Here is a 16,398-nt window from a genome sequence, read left to right as displayed (position 1 = left end):
CCCGCAGTCGCCTTACGTTCGTACGGGCGTGCGGTCGTGACGAACCTCTCAGGTTCCGATGACAGATGGGGAGGAACGTCCTTCAGTCACTCATGCGGGCCTGCCCTGGGAGCCACCCCTATGACGAACACCCCCCGTCTGACCGCCCTCGACGCCGTGCACCGCTCCCTCGGTGCCACGATGACCGACTTCGCGGGCTGGGACATGCCGCTGCGGTACGCGAGCGAGCGCGACGAGCACAACGCCGTGCGCACCAAGGCCGGCCTCTTCGACCTCTCCCACATGGGCGAGATCACCGTGACCGGTCCCGAGGCCGTGAAGGTCCTCGACTACGCGCTGGTCGGCAACATCTCCACGGTCGGCGTGGGCCGCGCGCGCTACACGCACATCTGCCAGGAGGACGGCGGCATCCTGGACGACCTGATCGTCTACCGCCTGGGCGAGACCGAGTACATGGTCGTCGCCAACGCCTCCAACGCCCAGGTCGTCCTCGACGCGATCACCGAGCGCGCCGCCGGCTTCGACGCCGAGGTCCGCGACGACCGCGACGCGTACGCGCTGGTCGCGGTCCAGGGCCCGGAGTCCCCCGGCATCCTGAAGTCGCTCACCGACGCCGACCTGGACAACCTGAAGTACTACGCGGGCCTGCCGGGCACCGTCGCCGGTGTCCCCGCGCTGATCGCCCGCACCGGCTACACCGGCGAGGACGGCTTCGAGCTGTTCGTCAAGCCCGAGCACGCGGTCGAGCTGTGGGACGCGCTGCTGAAGGCCGGCGAGGGTGCCGGCCTGGTCCCGGCGGGCCTGTCCTGCCGCGACACCCTGCGCCTGGAAGCGGGCATGCCGCTGTACGGGCACGAGCTGACCACCGCCCTGACCCCCTTCGACGCGGGTCTCGGCCGGGTGGTGAAGTTCGAGAAGGAGGGCGACTTCGTCGGCCGCGCCGCGCTGGAGGCCGCCGCCGAGCGCGCCGCGACCAACCCGCCGCGCAAGCTGGTCGGCCTGATCGCCGAGGGCCGCCGCGTCCCGCGCGCCGGCTTCTCCGTGGTCGCCGACGGCCAGGTCATCGGCGAGGTCACCTCCGGCGCCCCGTCCCCGACGCTGGGCAAGCCGATCGCCATGGCGTACGTGGACGCCGCGCACGCCGCGCCGGGCACCTCCGGCGTCGGCGTCGACATCCGCGGTACGCATGAGCCGTACGAGGTCGTGGCCCTGCCGTTCTACAAGCGGCAGAAGTGACGATCCCCGCCCGGGAATCCGTCGCGGCGTTCGTCTCACCCTCCAAGACATCCGTTCATCAGCAGTCCCCCGCATCCAGGAGAATCAGGTCATGAGCAACCCCCAGCAGCTGCGTTACACCAAGGAGCACGAGTGGCTGTCGGCCGCCGAGGACGGCGTCGCGACGGTCGGCATCACGGAGTTCGCGGCCAACGCGCTCGGTGACGTCGTCTACGCCCAGCTCCCCGAGGTGGGTTCCACCGTGACCGCGGGCGAGACCTGCGGTGAGCTGGAGTCCACCAAGTCGGTCAGCGACCTGTACTCCCCCGTCACCGGCGAGGTCGTCGAGGCCAACCAGGACGTCGTCGACGACCCGGCCCTGGTGAACAGCGCCCCCTTCGAGGGCGGCTGGCTGTTCAAGGTCCGCGTCTCCGAGGAGCCTGCCGACCTGCTCTCCGCCGACGAGTACACCGACTTCGCGGGCTGAACCGACCGAGGGATCCTGATGTCTGTTCTGAACACTCCCCTTCACGAGCTGGACCCGGACGTCGCCGCCGCCGTCGACGCCGAGCTCCACCGCCAGCAGTCCACCCTCGAGATGATCGCGTCGGAGAACTTCGCTCCGGTCGCCGTCATGGAGGCCCAGGGCTCGGTCCTGACCAACAAGTACGCCGAGGGCTACCCGGGCCGCCGCTACTACGGCGGCTGCGAGCACGTCGACGTGGTCGAGCAGATCGCGATCGACCGCATCAAGGCGCTGTTCGGCGCCGAGGCGGCCAACGTGCAGCCCCACTCGGGCGCGCAGGCCAACGCCGCCGCGATGTTCGCGCTGCTGAAGCCGGGCGACACGATCATGGGCCTGAACCTGGCCCACGGCGGTCACCTGACCCACGGGATGAAGATCAACTTCTCCGGCAAGCTCTACAACGTGGTCCCGTACCACGTCGGTGAGGACGGCCAGGTCGACATGGCCGAGGTCGAGCGCCTCGCCAAGGAGTCGAAGCCGCAGCTGATCGTCGCCGGCTGGTCCGCGTACCCGCGCCAGCTGGACTTCGCCGCCTTCCGCCGCATCGCGGACGAGGTCGGCGCGTACCTGATGGTCGACATGGCGCACTTCGCCGGCCTGGTGGCCGCGGGCCTGCACCCGAACCCGGTGCCGCACGCCCACGTCGTCACCACCACCACGCACAAGACCCTGGGCGGTCCGCGCGGCGGTGTCATCCTGTCGACGCAGGAGCTGGCCAAGAAGATCAACTCCGCGGTCTTCCCGGGTCAGCAGGGCGGCCCGCTGGAGCACGTGATCGCGGCCAAGGCGGTCTCCTTCAAGGTCGCCGCCTCGCCCGAGTTCAAGGAGCGCCAGGAGCGCACCCTGGCCGGCGCGAAGATCATCGCCGAGCGCCTGGTCCAGGACGACGCCAAGGCCGTCGGCGTGGACGTCCTCACCGGCGGCACCGACGTGCACCTGGTCCTGGTGGACCTGCGCAACTCGGAGCTGGACGGCCAGCAGGCCGAGGACCGCCTCCACGAGGTCGGCATCACGGTCAACCGGAACGCCATCCCGAACGACCCGCGGCCGCCGATGGTCACCTCGGGTCTGCGCATCGGCACGCCGGCGCTCGCCACCCGCGGCTTCCAGGCCGAGGACTTCACCGAGGTCGCCGACATCATCGCCGAGGCCCTGAAGCCCGCGTACGACGCCGAGGCCCTCAAGGCCCGCGTGTCGGCGCTGGCCGCGAAGCACCCGCTGTACCCCTCGCTGTAAGCGGACCCGCCGCCGCGTGCGGCACGTGAGCGGGCCCGGCCTTCGGTTTCCACAGGCCGGGCCCTTCTCATGACCAACGTCCCTGGTGGATGCGTCCTCTTGCCTCTGAAAACACCAAAAAACGGCAAATAGGCTCCGGATAAAGGCATCCCGTCAAGGACGACAGGCAGGCACCCATGGACATGAGCGCGGGGAACCGGAAGGGACTCAGTCTCTTCGCCCTGATCATGATCGGCATCGGATCGATCTTCGGCTCCGGCTGGCTGTTCGGCGCCGGTACGGCGGCCCAGGTGGCCGGCCCGGCCGCGCTGGCGGCCTGGGTGATCGGCGCGGTCTTCATCGGGATGATCGCCATGTCGTACGCCGAGGTGGGCGCCGCCTACCCGATCCCGGGCGGCATGGCCCGCTACGGCCACATCAGCCACGGTCCGGTCCTCGGCTTCATCACCGGCTGGGCGGTGTGGATCGCGGTGGCCTCGCTGATCCCGATCGAGTTGATCGCCGCCACCCAGTACATGTCCTCCTGGAGCTTCGGATGGGCGAAGGACCTCGTCGACGCACAGACCCATCAGCTGACCGCCTTCGGCATGGGCGTGGCCCTGGTGCTGACGGTGCTGCTGTGGCTGTCCTGCTACTGGTCCGTCCAGCTGCTCGCCAAGATCAACTCCCTGCTCACCCTGGTGAAGTTCGCCATCCCGGTCCTCGCGGTGGCCGCGCTCGTCGCCTCGGGCTTCCACACGGAGAACTTCTCCGCGCACGGCGGCTTCGCCCCCAACGGCTGGACGGCCGTCCTGACCGCGGTCACCACCTCGGGCGTGGTCTTCGCCTTCAACGGCTTCCAGGCCGTGGTCAACCTCGGGGGCGCCGCCAGGAACCCCGGCCGGGCCATCCCGGTCGCCCTGGTCGGCGCGCTCTCCCTGGGGCTGGTGATCTACCTCGCCCTCCAGGCCGCCTTCCTGGGCGCCGTACCGCCGGAGCACCTGGCGGAGGCCGGCGGCTGGGCCGGAGTCAACTTCAACTCGCCCTTCGCGGAACTGGCCCAGCTGCTGATGATCCACTGGGTGGTGGTGATGCTCCAGTTCGGCGCCTTCATCTCCCCCGCCGGCTCCAACATCGCGAACGTGGCCTCTGCCGCGTACATGGTCCAGAACCTCTCCGAGACGGGCTTCTTCCCGAAGAAGCTCAAGGAGACCCACCCCGTCTACGGCACGGCCCGCCCCGCCATGTGGACGAACCTGGGCTTCTCCGTGCTGCTGCTGGTCACCGTCGGCCACAGCTGGAAGACCCTGGCGCCGATCATCTCGGCCGCCATGGTCATCTCGTACCTGATCGGACCGGTCGCGGTCGGCGTCTTCCGCCGCACCAAGCCGGACCTCCCCCGTCCCTTCCGCCTCCCCTTCGCCCGGGTGCTGTGCCCGCTGACCTTCGTCTTCGCGGCCTGCGCGCTGTACTGGTCGAAGTGGCCCAACACCGGCATCGTCACCGCCCTGACCCTGGTCGCGGCACCCGTCGCCGCCGTGGTGCTCACCCGCAAGGGCCGCCGCGGCCTGACCGGGCAGTTCGCCCCGGCGTGGTGGATGGTCGGGTTCCTCGGCACCCTGTCCCTGCTGTCCTACCTGGGCAGCACCGAGTTCGGCGGCACCGGACGCATCCCGGGCGGTGTGGACATCGCCCTGGTCGCGGTCGCCGCACTCGGCCACTACCACTGGGCCGTCCACGCGGGCGTCAGGGCCCACCGCGCCGGGCTGCCGGGCCCGGACCCCGTCCTCGACGGCGACACCGCCTCCGGGGAGCCCCGGGCGACCGGGCAGCGCGAACGTGAGCTGTCCCACGCCTGACCCCCAGAGACCGTCCGGCAGGCGAGCCGTTCACCCACACGGGTTAGGCTCGTCTGTCGGACAAAATCCGCACACATCCCCCTCTCCTGCCCCCTCCACGAGCAGACAAAGGAGTCCGACCCGTGGCCATCTCCGTGTTCGACCTCTTCTCCATCGGCATCGGTCCGTCCTCCTCCCACACGGTCGGCCCCATGCGGGCGGCCCGGATGTTCGTGAACCGCCTGAAGAAGGACGGCGTCCTCGCCCAGACGGCGTCGGTGCGCGCGGAGCTCTACGGCTCGCTGGGCGCGACCGGGCACGGCCACGGCACCCCCAAGGCCGTCCTGCTCGGCCTGGAGGGCTACTCGCCCCGCACCGTCGACGTCGAGAAGGCCGACGACGAGGTCGAGCGCATCCGGCAGAACGGCCGGCTGCGGCTGCTGGGCGCCGAGATAGGGGACGTCCACGAGATCGCGTTCGACGAGCCGAACCAGCTGATCCTGCACCGCCGCCGCTCCCTGCCGTACCACGCGAACGGCATGACCCTCTTCGCGTACGACGAGTCCGGCGCCCCGCTGCTGGAGAAGACCTACTACTCGGTCGGCGGCGGCTTCGTCGTCGACGAGGACGCGGTCGGCGAGGACCGGATCAAGCTGGACGACACCGTGCTGAAGTACCCCTTCCGCACCGGCGACGAGATGCTCCGGCTGACCCGCGAGACGGGCCTGTCGATCTCCTCCCTGATGCTGGAGAACGAGAAGGCCTGGCGCACGGAGGAGGAGATCCGCGAGGGCCTCCTGGAGATCTGGCGGGTCATGCAGGCCTGCGTCCAGCGCGGCATGTCCCGCGAGGGCATCCTCCCCGGCGGCCTCCGGGTCAAGCGCCGGGCCGCCTCGACGGCGCGGCAGCTGCGCACCGAGGGCGACCCGATGATGCACCGCAGCGAGTGGACCACCATCTACGCGATGGCGGTGAACGAGGAGAACGCGGCCGGCGGCCGGGTCGTGACCGCCCCGACCAACGGAGCCGCGGGCGTCCTGCCGGCCGTCCTGCACTACTACATGAACTTCGTGCCGGGCGCGGACGAGGACGGCGTGGTCCGCTTCCTCCTCGCGGCGGGCGCGATCGGCATGCTGTTCAAGGAGAACGCCTCGATCTCCGGCGCCGAGGTCGGCTGCCAGGGCGAGGTCGGCTCGGCCTGCTCGATGGCGGCGGGCGCCCTCGCCGAGGTGCTGGGCGGCACCCCGGAGCAGGTGGAGAACGCGGCCGAGATCGGCATGGAGCACAACCTGGGCCTGACCTGCGACCCGGTCGGCGGCCTGGTCCAGATCCCGTGCATCGAGCGCAACGGCATGGCGGCCGTCAAGGCCGTCACGGCGGCCAAGATGGCGATGCGCGGCGACGGCAGCCACAAGGTCTCCCTGGACAAGGTCATCAAGACCATGAAGGAGACCGGCGCCGACATGAAGATCAAGTACAAGGAGACCGCACGCGGCGGCCTCGCGGTCAACGTCATCGAGTGCTGACCGGCCCGTCGCCACGACGGTAGGACGCCGGAGGGGCGGTACCCGGAACTTCCGGGTACCGCCCCTTCCTTTCTGCTTTCTGCCCGGACCGTGCAACCGGGCGGGGGGTGCGGGGTGTCTTACGTGGTGACACCACTGTCCCCACATCCGGAGAATCGGGGGACGCAATGCCCTACCGTCACTTCAACCGCCGGCGCCTCGTGGCCGTGGCCACGGGAGTCGTCCTCACCGCCGGGATCGGACTCGCCGTACCGGCTTCCGCGTTCGCGCAGTCCCGCGCGGCCGTTCCCGCCACGACCACCGCGACACAGACGCCGCTCGTGGTCAACGCCCGCTGGGGCGGGCACTGCACGTACGACCGGCTCGTCATCGACATCAAGGGGTACATCCCGACGACGACGGTGAAGCGGGTCTCCGAGCTGCGCTACGACGGCTCGGGCAAGCTGGTGCCGCTCGCCGGGCGGTACTTCCTGGAGGTCAAGCTGACGCCGGCCGCGGCGCACAACGACGCGGGCCAGTCCGTCTACAAGGGCCCGAAGCTGCAGAAGATCTATCTGCCGAAGCTCAAGGGCATCGCCCTGACCGGCGACTACGAGGGTGTCGTCACCTTCGGCGCCGCGTTCAACACCTATCCGAACTACAGCACGTTCAAGCTCCACAACCCGGAGCGCTTCGTGCTGGACGTCAAGCACTGGAACGTCTGCTGAGCGTTCCCGCACGACGGAGGAGAGAGGGGCCGGGCGCACGCGTCCGGCCCCTCTCGTGTCCGGCGGACCGGGGCCGGGTTGTGGGTGATCCACACGGGCGATTAGGGTCATTGGGCCTTGGTGTACGGGAAACCGGTGTGAAACCGGTGCGGCCCTCGCCACTGTGATCGGGAAGTCCGGCTCCACTCCGCGAGGAAGCCACTGGGCTGCCGCGGCTGACCGACCGCGCGGCCCGGGAAGGCGGAGCCCGGGCATCAGCACCCGTGAGCCAGGAGACCGGCCAGGGCGCGTTGTCCATCCACGAGGTGCTGGAGAGGTCTCCCCCACTCATGCATATAGCCGAGGGGTTTCTGCCCCCCTTGCACGCGGCCGCCTGGGGCGCCGCGTCCGCTCCCTTCGTCGTCCACGGCGTCCGCGCCCTGACCCGCGAGGTGAAGGCGAACCCCGAGAGCACGCTGCTGCTCGGCGCGTCCGGAGCATTCACTTTCGTCCTGTCCGCCCTGAAGATCCCTTCGGTGACGGGCAGTTGTTCCCACCCCACCGGCACCGGGCTCGGCGCCATCCTGTTCCGGCCGCCGGTGATGGCCGTGCTGGGCACGATCACCCTGCTGTTCCAGGCCCTGCTGCTGGCCCACGGCGGCCTGACCACGCTGGGCGCCAACGTCTTCTCGATGGCGATCTCGGGCCCCTGGGCCGGCTACGGGACGTACCTGCTGCTCCGCAGGACCGGCGCCCCGCTGATGGTGTCCGTGTTCTTCGGCGCCTTCGTCGCGGACCTGAGCACGTACTGCGTCACGAGCGTGCAGCTCGCCCTGGCGTTCCCCGACCCGGCCACCGGAGTCGCGGGCGCGCTCGCCAAGTTCGGCGGCATCTTCGCCCTCACCCAGATCCCGCTCGCCATCAGCGAGGGGCTGCTGACGGTGCTGGTGATGCGGCTGCTGTCGCAGTCGAGCAAGGCGGACCTGCTGCGCCTCGGGGTGCTCAAGGGCGCCCGCGCGGCCGGCACGCAGTCCGGTGCGGCCGCGGAGGTCGCGCGATGAGCCGCAACGCGAAGATCAACTCCCTGCTGCTGCTCCTGGTCGCGGCGCTGGCGGTGCTGCCGCTCGCGCTGGGGCTGGGCGAGGGCAAGGAGGAGCCGTTCACCGGCGCGGACGCGCAGGCCGAGGCGGCGATCACCGAGCTGGAGCCGGACTACGAGCCCTGGTTCTCGCCGTTGTACGAACCGCCGTCGGGCGAGATCGAGTCGGCGCTGTTCGCGCTCCAGGCGGCACTGGGTGCGGGCGTGCTCGCGTACTACTTCGGGCTGCGGCGGGGCCGGCGCCAGGGCGAGCTGAAGAGCGCCCTGCTGGCCGCGGGGATGCCGCGGGGTGGGGGTACGGGCGATTCGGCGGCGTCGGCCGGTCCGCTCGGCGCGGCGGGTCCGGCCGATGCGGCGGGTCCGGCCGATGCGAGTGGCCCGGCCGGCTCGGCCGGTGCCGCCGGCTCGGCCGGTTCGGACGCGTAGCCGGTGCTGCCCATCGACGCGGCGGCGCACGCGAGCCGCTGGCGCCGCCGCCACCCCCTGGAGAAGGCCGTGCTGGGGCTCGGGCTGACCGTATCGGCGGTCTGCCTGCCGCCCTGGCCCGGCGGCCCGGTCGTCGCGGCGGCCTCGCTCGCGGTGCTGCTCGGTCCGGCCGGGGTGGCGCCGCGCCGGCTGTGGCGGGCGTTCCGGATCCCGCTGGGGTTCTGTTTCACCGGCGCGGCCCCGCTGCTCTTCCAGGTGGGCGGGGACTCCGGCTGGGTGTCCCTGGCGCCGCACGGCCCGGTGGCCGCCACCGAGCTGCTGCTGCGCACCTCGGCGGCCTCGCTGGGGGTGCTGCTGTTCGCCTTCACCACCCCGGTCTCGGACGTGCTGCCGCGGCTGGTGCGGGCCGGTGTGCCCGCGCCCGTCGTGGACGTGGCGATGGTGATGTACCGGATCAGCTTCCTGCTGCTCGACTCGGTGGCCCGGATCCGGCAGGCCCAGGCCGCCCGGCTCGGGGCCACCGGTCGGGCGGCGGCCTGGCGTTCGCTGGCCGGGCTGGCGGCGACCTCGTTCGTCCGCGCCTTCGACCGGGCGGCCCGGCTCCAGTCCGGCCTGGCCGGGCGGGGCTACGACGGGACGCTGCGGGTGCTGGTGCCGGAGGCGGCCGTGTCGTGGCGCTTCCTGGGAACCACGGGTGTACTGCTGGGCGCGGTGGTCGCGCTCACCTTGGGTGTGGAGGGGCTGTGGCTGTGACGCCGGTCGTGGAGCTGGTGGCGGCGGGGTACGCGTACGAGGACGGGCCCGCTGTGCTGGCGGACGTCGGCTTCGGGATCCCGGCCGGCCGCGCGCTGGTACTGCTGGGCCGCAACGGCGCGGGGAAGACCACGCTGCTGCGGCTGCTGAGCGGGGGGCTGCGGCCGGGCTCGGGGGAACTGCGGCTGGACGGCGAGCGGGTGCGGCACGACCGCGCCGGGCTGACCCGGCTGCGGACCTCCGTACAGCTGGTGACGCAGGACCCGGACGACCAGCTCTTCGCCGCGTCGGTGGATCAGGACGTGTCGTTCGGCCCGATGAACCTGGGCCTGCCGGAGGAGGAGGTCAGGGCGCGGGTGGCGGAGGCGCTGACCGCACTCGACATCGAGGCCCTGCGGGACCGGCCCACCCACCTGCTGTCCTTCGGGCAGCGCAAGCGGGCCGCGATCGCCGGGGCGGTGGCCATGCGGCCGCGGGTGCTGATCCTGGACGAGCCGACGGCCGGGCTCGACCCGCACGGCCAGGAGCGGCTGCTGGCCGCGCTGGGGCGGCTGCGGGAACTGGGCACGACGGTGGTGATGGCCACCCACGACGTGGACCTGGCGCTGCGGTGGGCCGACGACGCGGCGGTGCTGGTGCCCGGCGGCGTGCGGACGGGACCGGTGGCCGAACTGCTGGCGGACGCGGAGCTGCTGGCCGCGGCCGGGCTGCGGCTGCCGTGGGCCACGGCGGTGGCCGGTCTGCTGCGGGAGCGGGGACTGCTGGCACCTGACGTGCCTGCCCCGCGCACCCCGGAGGAACTGGCCGCCTGGGCGACGTGACGGTGAGGCCGCTCGGCGGGGCGCCGCCGGGGCGGCTCCGCTCCTGCGCGGCGTAGGCGCCCTCGAACGGCACGGCGAGAGCGTCGCCGGCCCGACCGACCAGGTGGAGGGGCTGGTGCGCGACGCCCTCGCCCGCGACCCTCTGTCGGTACGCCGGCGGGAAGCGGTCTCGGCCTACCTGGCCGACTGGCGGGGGACCACGTCCCACGAGACCCCCGCCGAGGTGTTCACGGACACCGAGCACGTCCTCGAAGGGCTCCCCGAGCCGGTGTCCCGGCCCTCCCGGGAGGGGGTCCGGGAACTCGTCGCCCGCGTGCGCGCGCTCCACCCCCTCCGCACCGGCCTGCGCGAGCGGCGCAAGCCGTCATCCCGCCGAGCGGGGAGCCGCCCGGGGCCCGGGGCCGAGGCCGACGAGGGCCCACACGGTCTTCCCCGGCCCCCCGTCGGCCCGCGGCACGGTGCCCCATGCCTCGGCGAGCGCCCCGACGATGAGCAGCCCGCGCCCGCCCTCCTCGTACGGCCGCCCGGGCCCGGGCGCGGGAACCGGCAGGACCTCACCGCGCGTATCGGTCACCTCGATCCGCAGCCGCGGCCCGTCGACCGCCATGCGCAGCCGGAAACCACGCCCCTGGACCCGCCCATGGGTGGCCGCGTTCGCGGCCAGCTCCGCGACGACGGCAACGGCGGCCTCGGATTCCGCGCCGCCGTAGGGGATTCCCCAGGCGTCGAGCTGGCTGGCCGCCAGCCGTCGGGCCAGCCGGGCGCCGCGCGGCGTGGAGCTGAACCGCTGGGTGAACTCGGCACCGCAGAAGAGGAATCGGTCACTCTCAGTTGTGTAATTCACGCCACACAGCCTGGGGTCGTCACTTTACGCTTTCCAGGGAAGCGGCCAGTACAGCGCGCATCTGGACGGACGCGCTCCATGCTGTGTCCGGGTGTACGCGTACGTCACGGAACGAGGCGATGGGCACGCCATGCACGACGACGACCAGGAACTGGCCGTGGACTTCTTCCACTCGGTGGGGCGCCAGCTCAAGCTCCTGCGGGAGCGGGCCGAGCTGACCCAGGCCGAGCTGGGCAGCCGGCTCGGCTACAGCGAGGAGCTGATCAGCTCCGTGGAACGGGGGCGGCGGGCGCCGCAGGCGAAGTTCCTGGAGGAGGCGGACGAACTCCTGAACGCGGGCGGCCTGCTGAAGGCCGTCATCGAGGACGTGAACAAGGCGAAGGCCAAGAGCCGGGTGCAGCACCTGTCCTGGTTCCGCAAGTACGCGGCGCTGGAGCAGGAGGCGGAGGAGCTGAATACGTACAGCTCCCTCGTTGTGCACGGCCTGCTCCAGTGCGAGGCCTACGCGCGGGCGCTCTTCGCCTCGCGCTATCCGATGCTCGATCCGGAGACGGTGGACAAGCGGGTGGAGACGCGCCTCAGCCGCGCGGAGATACTGCGCAAATGGCCCCCGATGATCTACAGCTCCATTCTCGACGAGGCGGCGTTGAGGCAGCGGTTCGGCGGCCGCCAGGTCTGGCAGGAGCAGCTGCGCCATCTGCTGGAGATCGGCAGCCTGCGCAACGTGCAACTCCAGGTCATGCCGTTCAGCCGGGAGGAACACGCGGGCGATGCGGGCCCGTTCAATCTGATCACGCCCAAGGGGCGGTCGATGGTGGCCTACCTGGAGCAGCAGGGCTACCCCCGCTTGATCGTCGCCACGGACGAGGTCCGGACGCTCGCCACCCGCTATGGGATGATGCGATCGCAGGCTCTCACCCCGAGGGAGTCCCTGGCGTTCATCGAGAAGTTGCTCGGAGAGGAATGACTGCCATGGCACCCGGACACCCGGACAGCGGTCTGGTCTGGTTCACCTCCAGCTACAGCAGCAGCGAAGGTGGACAGTGCGTGGAGGTCGCCCTCGACTGGCGCACCTCCACGTACAGCAGCAGCGAAGGCGGCGACTGCGTCGAGGTCGCCACCTGCCCGCAGGCCGTCCACGTGCGCGACTCCAAGAACCGCAGCGGCGGGAGCCTCGCCCTCGCGCCCACCGCCTGGGCGGCCTTCGTCCGGCACGCCGCAGCCGCCTGATGTCACTGCCGCACGCCATCCTCACCGCCCTGCTGGAGAAGCCGTCTTCCGGGCTGGAGCTGACCCGGCGGTTCGACCGGTCGATCGGGTACTTCTGGTCCGCCACCCACCAGCAGATCTACCGCGAGCTGGGGAAGCTGGAGGAGGCGGGGCTGATCAGGGCACTGCCGTCCGAGGCGCCGACGCGCGGCCAGCGCAAGGAGTTCGAGGTGCTCCCGGCGGGCCGGGCGGAGCTGACCCGCTGGGTGGCGGAGACCCAGGACCCGAAACCGATCCGGGACCCGCTGCTGCTGCGGCTGCGGGCGGCGGGCGTGGTCGGGGTGGGCGGTCTGGAGGCCGAGCTGCGGCGCCATCTGGAGCTGCACGAGAAGCAGCTGGCGGTGTACGAGGCCATCGAGGAGCGGGACTTCCCGCCCGGGCGGCGCACGGCCGACGAGGACCGGCTGCGGCGGCTGGTCCTGCGGGGCGGCATCGAGCTGGAGACGTTCTGGCTGCGCTGGCTCTCGGAGGCGCTGCCGGAGGTCTCCGGCATGGGCGGCGAGGAGTCCTAGGCCGTCGGGCCGCGCCGGGAAGGGGCCGGCCGGGAAGGGCCCTGTCGGGAGAGCCCGGCCGGGAGGCGGCCGGACATGCGTGCGCCCCGCCCCGGGATTGGCGCCCGCGAAGGGGCCGCGGGCCCCGGGGGCGGGGCGCGACGGCTCGGGTCACTTGTTCAGGGCGCCCCAGAACTCGTCGAAGCTCATGCGGCCGTCTTGGTTGGCGTCCTTCGCGGCGATGACGGCCTCGGCGACCGGGCCGGTGACGAACGGGTCGCCCATCAGGGCCATGGCCTTCTTGAACTCCTCGGCCGTCACGAAGCCGTCGCCGTCCACGTCGAACTTGCCGAAGGTCTCGCGTGCGCTCTCGATGTCCGCCACTGGGATCCACCCCTTTGCTGGTGCTTGTTAGACCGGGCAAGGTTAGCGACCCCCCGCCCGGTCCCGGCACCCCGGGGGACGGCAGCGCCCGCGGGGGCCCTACCGGAAGATCCCGGTGTGGCCGAGCGAGTAGCGGCCGGGCTGCGGGTAGACCGCCAGGCCGTGGGGGCCGCCGCCGACCGGGATGCGGGCGAGCTGCTTGCCGGTGGTGGTGTCGACGGCGTAGACCTCGCCGTTGTACCGGCCGGAGAGCCACAGGACCTTGCCGTCCGCGGAGACGCCGCCCATGTCGGGGCTGCCGCCGTCGGGCAGCGTCCACTTCTTCGTGAGCCGGTTCTTCGGGAAGTCGAAGACCGAGATCGTGCCCTCGCCGCGGTTGGAGATGTACATCTCACGGGAGTCGCGGCTGACGTAGAGGCCGTGGCAGCCCTTGCCGGTGGGCAGCAGCGTGGGGGTGGTGAACTTCTCGCCGTCCAGGACCCACATGCCGTGCGCCATCATGTCGGCGACGTAGAAGGTCCTGCCGTCCGGGGAGATCTTCACGTCCTGGGGCATGGCGCCCTCGAAGGGGATCTTCTGCTGGCCGACGACCTCCATCTTCTCGGTGTCGACCTTGAGCAGCTCGCCGGAGAACTCGCAGGAGACGATGAAGTAGCGGCCGTCCGCCGAGAAGTCGGCGTGGTTGACCCCGTAGCAGCTCACGGGCACGGTCTTGACCCGGTCCATGGTGTGCGGGTCGCGGAAGACCAGCTCGCGGTCCATCGAGGCCATGACCACCGCGTACTTGCCGTTGGGCGTGAAGTAGAGGTTGTACGGGTCGTGCACCTCGACCGGCTTGCCGGCCTCGCCCGTCGCGGGGTTGATGGGGGTGAGGGTGTGGCCCCGGTTGTTGTTGACCCAGAGGGTCTTCAGGTCCCAGGAGGGCACCACGTGCTGCGGCTGGACGCCGACGGGGATGGTGTCGACGACCTTGTAGGTGACCGGGTCGATCACCGAGACCGTGTTGGAGGTGGTGTTCGGCACGTAGACCCGGGAGGGGAAGTCCTTGACCACCGGGGAGAGCTTGCCGGGCCGGTCGGCGGCGTAGACGTCGTTCGGGTCGAGCAGGGGCGGCATCCCGGGGAGTCCGGGGGGCACCGCGGGCACCGCCTTCGCGGGCCGGGCGGGGCCGTTGGAGCCGACCGCCTCGGGCCCGCCCTTCTCGGCCGGTGAGGCGCACCCGGCCAGGGCGGCGAGGGCGAGGCCGGCCAGGGCGGCGGCGGTCTTCCTGGTGAGGAGGGTGGTCATGGGGTCAGCAGCTCCGTGGTGGTCACCGCGCGCAGTCCCCGGCGCGCGAGTTCTTCGAGCAGGGCGGGCAGCGCGTCGACCGTGTCCGCGTAGCCGAGGTGCAGGCTCACCACCGATCCGTTGCGGACCGTCCCGATGACGTTGCGGATGACGGCCGCGGCACCGGGCGAGGTGAAGTCGAGGGAGTCCACGTCGTACGAGAGGACGTGCGGGTACCCGGCCCTGGCGGCCAGCCGCTGGACGAGGGGGGTGGCGTGGCGGGCGCGCGAGGGGCGGAACCAGCTTCCGATGGATCCGGTGAGGCGGCGGAGCCGGTCGGCGCAGGCGGTGATCTCGGCGTACGCCTCGGCCTCGGGCATGGCGCAGACGTCGAGGTGGCGCTGGGTGTGGTTGCCGAGTTCGTGGCCGCCGTCGAGGATCCGGCGGGCGAGTTCGGGATGGGCGTCCAGCCAGGTGCCGACGGCCAGTACGGTCAGCCGCGCGTCCACCCGCTCGGCCGCGCGCAGTACCGCGTGGGCGGTGGCGGGGTCGCCGTTGCCGTGGAAGGTGAGGGCGACGCGGGCGGTTCCGCGGGGGCCGTGCTCGATCTGGGCGGGCAGGCCGGGGAGGGAGCGGGGGGCGGGTGCGGGGGTGCTGCGGAGCTGGGGGGCGGCGGCCTGGCGGGCGCTCGGGCGGGCCGGGGCGGGGCGGCCGTCCCCGCAGGCGGTGAGGGCCCCCGCGGCGAGCGCGGCGGCGGCGGCCCGCAGGGCGTCGCGCCGGTCCGGTGATGAAACCACCAGCCCATTTAAGGGCCAATACGCACCAAAGATAACGATTGACCCAATTCAGGACGTCCGACGAGGCCTCTCGGCAGGGCGTGCAGACCCTAAAGAATCAAGGATTCACTCGGCCCTGTCGATACTTATTCATTGATTACGAGGCACGTGGTCCAACTCACCTAGGATTTAGAGAGAAACTCTTACTACTTACACACTTATGTCCCGTTTCGGGACTTTTGGCATCCGAGGCCTCTTCTGACATAGTCGGAGCCACGACTTCCCGTTGACCCGAGCGAGGTCGCCTGCCGCCGAGGACCACACCCCTTCCGGTCCTCGGCGCACTCACGAAGCCCCCGCAGCGCCCCACCCCGGCGACAGGGGGCTTCTGCGTATCCGAGGCCGGCCGTTGGGCGGGGCTCGGTAGGGTCGCCGGAATGGACGACCGCACCCGGCCCGTACTGCTGCTGGCCGCACCCCGCACCTCCACCGCCGCGCTCATCGCCACGGCGGCCGCCCGGCGCGGATACGACGTGACCGAGCGCGCGGCGAGCACGCAAGGGCGCAGAGCGCACTGGTACGGCGGCCCCCGTGCGGCCGCACGCCTCGCCGGCCCGCTGGGCCTCGGGCTGCTCGAACCGGCCGACGACTGGCTGACGCGCGTACCGGGCGCCCTCCTGCGGCGCACCATACGGCTCACCACCCTCGCCGAGGCCCGCGCGCTGCGGGGACGGCACTTCGTGAAGCCGCCCTCGGCCAAGATCTCCCGGCTGCCCGCGGCGGTCCACGACGACGGGACCAGCCTGCCCTCCGGGCTCGACGGCTCGACGCCGGTCCTGGTGAGCGACGTGGTGGAGTTCGTCGCGGAGTACCGGCTGTTCGTCCTCGACGGAGAAGCCGTCACCGGCAGCCGCTACGCCGTGTACGGGCGCCTCGACCCCGCGCCACTGGACGCCGCGAGCCGCGCGTTCGCCCGTACGGTCATCGACGCGACCGCCCCCGGCCTGCCCAGCGCGGTGTGCCTGGACATCGGCCGGCTCACCGACGGCGGCTGGGCGGTGGTCGAGGCGAACATGGCGTGGTTCGCCAACTGTTACGCCGCCGAGCCGGAACGCGTCCTGGACACGGTGCTCCGCGCAGCGGGCCCGATGACCGCGGTCACCGACCGGGGCAGACCGCACCTGAGCGGAGCTTGCCAGGTCTAGGGGGTGGTGCGAAAGTCCCGCACGGCGCCCACGGCGACCGGCACGCACTCTCGCCGCA

Annotated in this window: 18 protein-coding genes and 1 riboswitch; of the genes, 14 read left to right on the top strand and 4 right to left on the bottom strand. The window is 71.7% G+C overall.

Annotated elements, in window-relative coordinates:
• Positions 1-120: 120 nt before the first annotated feature.
• From gcvT to ACIF6F_RS21445, 10 genes are all read left to right on the top strand, one after another.
• On the top strand, positions 121-1,236 hold the full coding sequence (gene gcvT, locus ACIF6F_RS21490; protein ID WP_399948828.1) for a glycine cleavage system aminomethyltransferase GcvT: 1,116 nt from the start codon (positions 121-123) through the stop codon (positions 1,234-1,236).
• A gap of 91 nt (positions 1,237-1,327) precedes the next feature.
• Entirely contained in the window at positions 1,328-1,702 is a 375-nt protein-coding gene (gene gcvH, locus ACIF6F_RS21485) for a glycine cleavage system protein GcvH (RefSeq protein ID WP_399948826.1), read from the top strand.
• Between the two features lie 18 nt (positions 1,703-1,720).
• Positions 1,721-2,977 (top strand): serine hydroxymethyltransferase, encoded by a 1,257-nt coding sequence (gene glyA, locus ACIF6F_RS21480; RefSeq protein WP_399948824.1) that lies wholly within the window; start codon positions 1,721-1,723, stop codon positions 2,975-2,977.
• A 176-nt stretch (positions 2,978-3,153) separates the two neighbouring features.
• The gene (locus ACIF6F_RS21475; RefSeq protein WP_399948822.1) at positions 3,154-4,815 is read left to right on the top strand and encodes an APC family permease; all 1,662 of its coding nucleotides are present in this window, start codon (positions 3,154-3,156) and stop codon (positions 4,813-4,815) included.
• A 122-nt stretch (positions 4,816-4,937) separates the two neighbouring features.
• Positions 4,938-6,320 (top strand): L-serine ammonia-lyase, encoded by a 1,383-nt coding sequence (locus tag ACIF6F_RS21470; protein WP_399948820.1) that lies wholly within the window; start codon positions 4,938-4,940, stop codon positions 6,318-6,320.
• A 167-nt stretch (positions 6,321-6,487) separates the two neighbouring features.
• Positions 6,488-7,027 (top strand): hypothetical protein, encoded by a 540-nt coding sequence (locus tag ACIF6F_RS21465; RefSeq protein ID WP_399948818.1) that lies wholly within the window; start codon positions 6,488-6,490, stop codon positions 7,025-7,027.
• Positions 7,028-7,128: 101 nt separating this feature from the next.
• Positions 7,129-7,327: riboswitch (cobalamin riboswitch) on the top strand.
• Between the two features lie 29 nt (positions 7,328-7,356).
• A complete protein-coding gene (locus ACIF6F_RS21460; protein ID WP_399948993.1) occupies positions 7,357-8,067 on the top strand; it encodes an energy-coupling factor ABC transporter permease in 711 nt (236 codons plus the stop codon).
• A complete protein-coding gene (locus ACIF6F_RS21455) occupies positions 8,064-8,531 on the top strand; it encodes an energy-coupling factor ABC transporter substrate-binding protein (protein ID WP_399948816.1) in 468 nt (155 codons plus the stop codon). Before ACIF6F_RS21460 ends, ACIF6F_RS21455 begins: the two co-directional genes overlap by 4 nt.
• A gap of 3 nt (positions 8,532-8,534) precedes the next feature.
• Entirely contained in the window at positions 8,535-9,284 is a 750-nt protein-coding gene (cbiQ, locus tag ACIF6F_RS21450; protein ID WP_399948813.1) for a cobalt ECF transporter T component CbiQ, read from the top strand.
• The gene (locus ACIF6F_RS21445) at positions 9,275-10,105 is read left to right on the top strand and encodes an energy-coupling factor ABC transporter ATP-binding protein (protein WP_399948812.1); all 831 of its coding nucleotides are present in this window, start codon (positions 9,275-9,277) and stop codon (positions 10,103-10,105) included. Before cbiQ ends, ACIF6F_RS21445 begins: the two co-directional genes overlap by 10 nt.
• A 364-nt stretch (positions 10,106-10,469) precedes the next feature.
• Here the strand turns inward: ACIF6F_RS21445 and ACIF6F_RS21440 are convergent, their stop codons facing one another.
• A complete protein-coding gene (locus ACIF6F_RS21440) occupies positions 10,470-10,949 on the bottom strand; it encodes an ATP-binding protein (RefSeq protein ID WP_399948810.1) in 480 nt (159 codons plus the stop codon).
• A 130-nt stretch (positions 10,950-11,079) separates the two neighbouring features.
• Between ACIF6F_RS21440 and ACIF6F_RS21435 the strand changes: the two genes are divergently transcribed.
• Genes ACIF6F_RS21435 through ACIF6F_RS21425 form a run of 3 tightly spaced genes read left to right on the top strand, consistent with a single transcriptional unit; the run spans position 11,080 to position 12,730 of the window.
• Positions 11,080-11,916: a Scr1 family TA system antitoxin-like transcriptional regulator gene (locus ACIF6F_RS21435; RefSeq protein ID WP_399948808.1), complete on the top strand. Its 837-nt coding sequence runs from the start codon at positions 11,080-11,082 to the stop codon at positions 11,914-11,916.
• 5 nt (positions 11,917-11,921) lie between these two features.
• On the top strand, positions 11,922-12,179 hold the full coding sequence (locus ACIF6F_RS21430; protein ID WP_399948806.1) for a DUF397 domain-containing protein: 258 nt from the start codon (positions 11,922-11,924) through the stop codon (positions 12,177-12,179).
• Positions 12,179-12,730 (top strand): PadR family transcriptional regulator, encoded by a 552-nt coding sequence (locus ACIF6F_RS21425; protein WP_399948804.1) that lies wholly within the window; start codon positions 12,179-12,181, stop codon positions 12,728-12,730. The genes ACIF6F_RS21430 and ACIF6F_RS21425 overlap by 1 nt, the downstream gene beginning before the upstream one ends.
• Before the next feature lie 150 nt (positions 12,731-12,880).
• Here ACIF6F_RS21425 and ACIF6F_RS21420 read toward each other — a convergent pair whose 3' ends face one another.
• From ACIF6F_RS21420 to ACIF6F_RS21410, 3 genes are all read right to left on the bottom strand, one after another.
• A complete protein-coding gene (locus ACIF6F_RS21420; protein ID WP_399948802.1) occupies positions 12,881-13,093 on the bottom strand; it encodes an EF-hand domain-containing protein in 213 nt (70 codons plus the stop codon).
• A gap of 99 nt (positions 13,094-13,192) precedes the next feature.
• On the bottom strand, positions 13,193-14,380 hold the full coding sequence (locus tag ACIF6F_RS21415; RefSeq protein ID WP_399948800.1) for a YncE family protein: 1,188 nt from the start codon (positions 14,378-14,380) through the stop codon (positions 13,193-13,195).
• Entirely contained in the window at positions 14,377-15,156 is a 780-nt protein-coding gene (locus tag ACIF6F_RS21410; RefSeq protein ID WP_399948798.1) for a polysaccharide deacetylase family protein, read from the bottom strand. The genes ACIF6F_RS21415 and ACIF6F_RS21410 overlap by 4 nt, the downstream gene beginning before the upstream one ends.
• A 416-nt stretch (positions 15,157-15,572) precedes the next feature.
• On the opposite strand from ACIF6F_RS21410, the gene ACIF6F_RS21405 reads away from it, so the two are divergent.
• On the top strand, positions 15,573-16,340 hold the full coding sequence (locus tag ACIF6F_RS21405) for an ATP-grasp domain-containing protein (RefSeq protein WP_399948796.1): 768 nt from the start codon (positions 15,573-15,575) through the stop codon (positions 16,338-16,340).
• Positions 16,341-16,398: the final 58 nt, after the last annotated feature.

The sequence above is a fragment of the Streptomyces sp. NPDC086023 genome (assembly GCF_044540325.1).
Taxonomy (GTDB): Bacteria; Actinomycetota; Actinomycetes; order Streptomycetales; family Streptomycetaceae; genus Streptomyces.
The sequence above is the reverse complement of the archived record's forward strand: the minus strand, read 5'-3'. Positions and strand labels throughout refer to the sequence as shown.

Coding starts and splice junctions, on each gene's coding strand:
- gcvT (WP_399948828.1), top strand. CDS start 121: ATGACGAACACCCCCCGTCTGACCGCCCTCGACGCCGTGCACCGCTCC.
- ACIF6F_RS21455 (WP_399948816.1), top strand. CDS start 8,064: ATGAGCCGCAACGCGAAGATCAACTCCCTGCTGCTGCTCCTGGTCGCG.
- ACIF6F_RS21415 (WP_399948800.1), bottom strand. CDS start 14,380: ATGACCACCCTCCTCACCAGGAAGACCGCCGCCGCCCTGGCCGGCCTC.
- ACIF6F_RS21425 (WP_399948804.1), top strand. CDS start 12,179: ATGTCACTGCCGCACGCCATCCTCACCGCCCTGCTGGAGAAGCCGTCT.
- ACIF6F_RS21430 (WP_399948806.1), top strand. CDS start 11,922: ATGGCACCCGGACACCCGGACAGCGGTCTGGTCTGGTTCACCTCCAGC.
- ACIF6F_RS21475 (WP_399948822.1), top strand. CDS start 3,154: ATGGACATGAGCGCGGGGAACCGGAAGGGACTCAGTCTCTTCGCCCTG.
- glyA (WP_399948824.1), top strand. CDS start 1,721: ATGTCTGTTCTGAACACTCCCCTTCACGAGCTGGACCCGGACGTCGCC.
- ACIF6F_RS21460 (WP_399948993.1), top strand. CDS start 7,357: ATGCATATAGCCGAGGGGTTTCTGCCCCCCTTGCACGCGGCCGCCTGG.
- ACIF6F_RS21435 (WP_399948808.1), top strand. CDS start 11,080: ATGCACGACGACGACCAGGAACTGGCCGTGGACTTCTTCCACTCGGTG.
- ACIF6F_RS21465 (WP_399948818.1), top strand. CDS start 6,488: ATGCCCTACCGTCACTTCAACCGCCGGCGCCTCGTGGCCGTGGCCACG.
- gcvH (WP_399948826.1), top strand. CDS start 1,328: ATGAGCAACCCCCAGCAGCTGCGTTACACCAAGGAGCACGAGTGGCTG.
- ACIF6F_RS21405 (WP_399948796.1), top strand. CDS start 15,573: ATGGACGACCGCACCCGGCCCGTACTGCTGCTGGCCGCACCCCGCACC.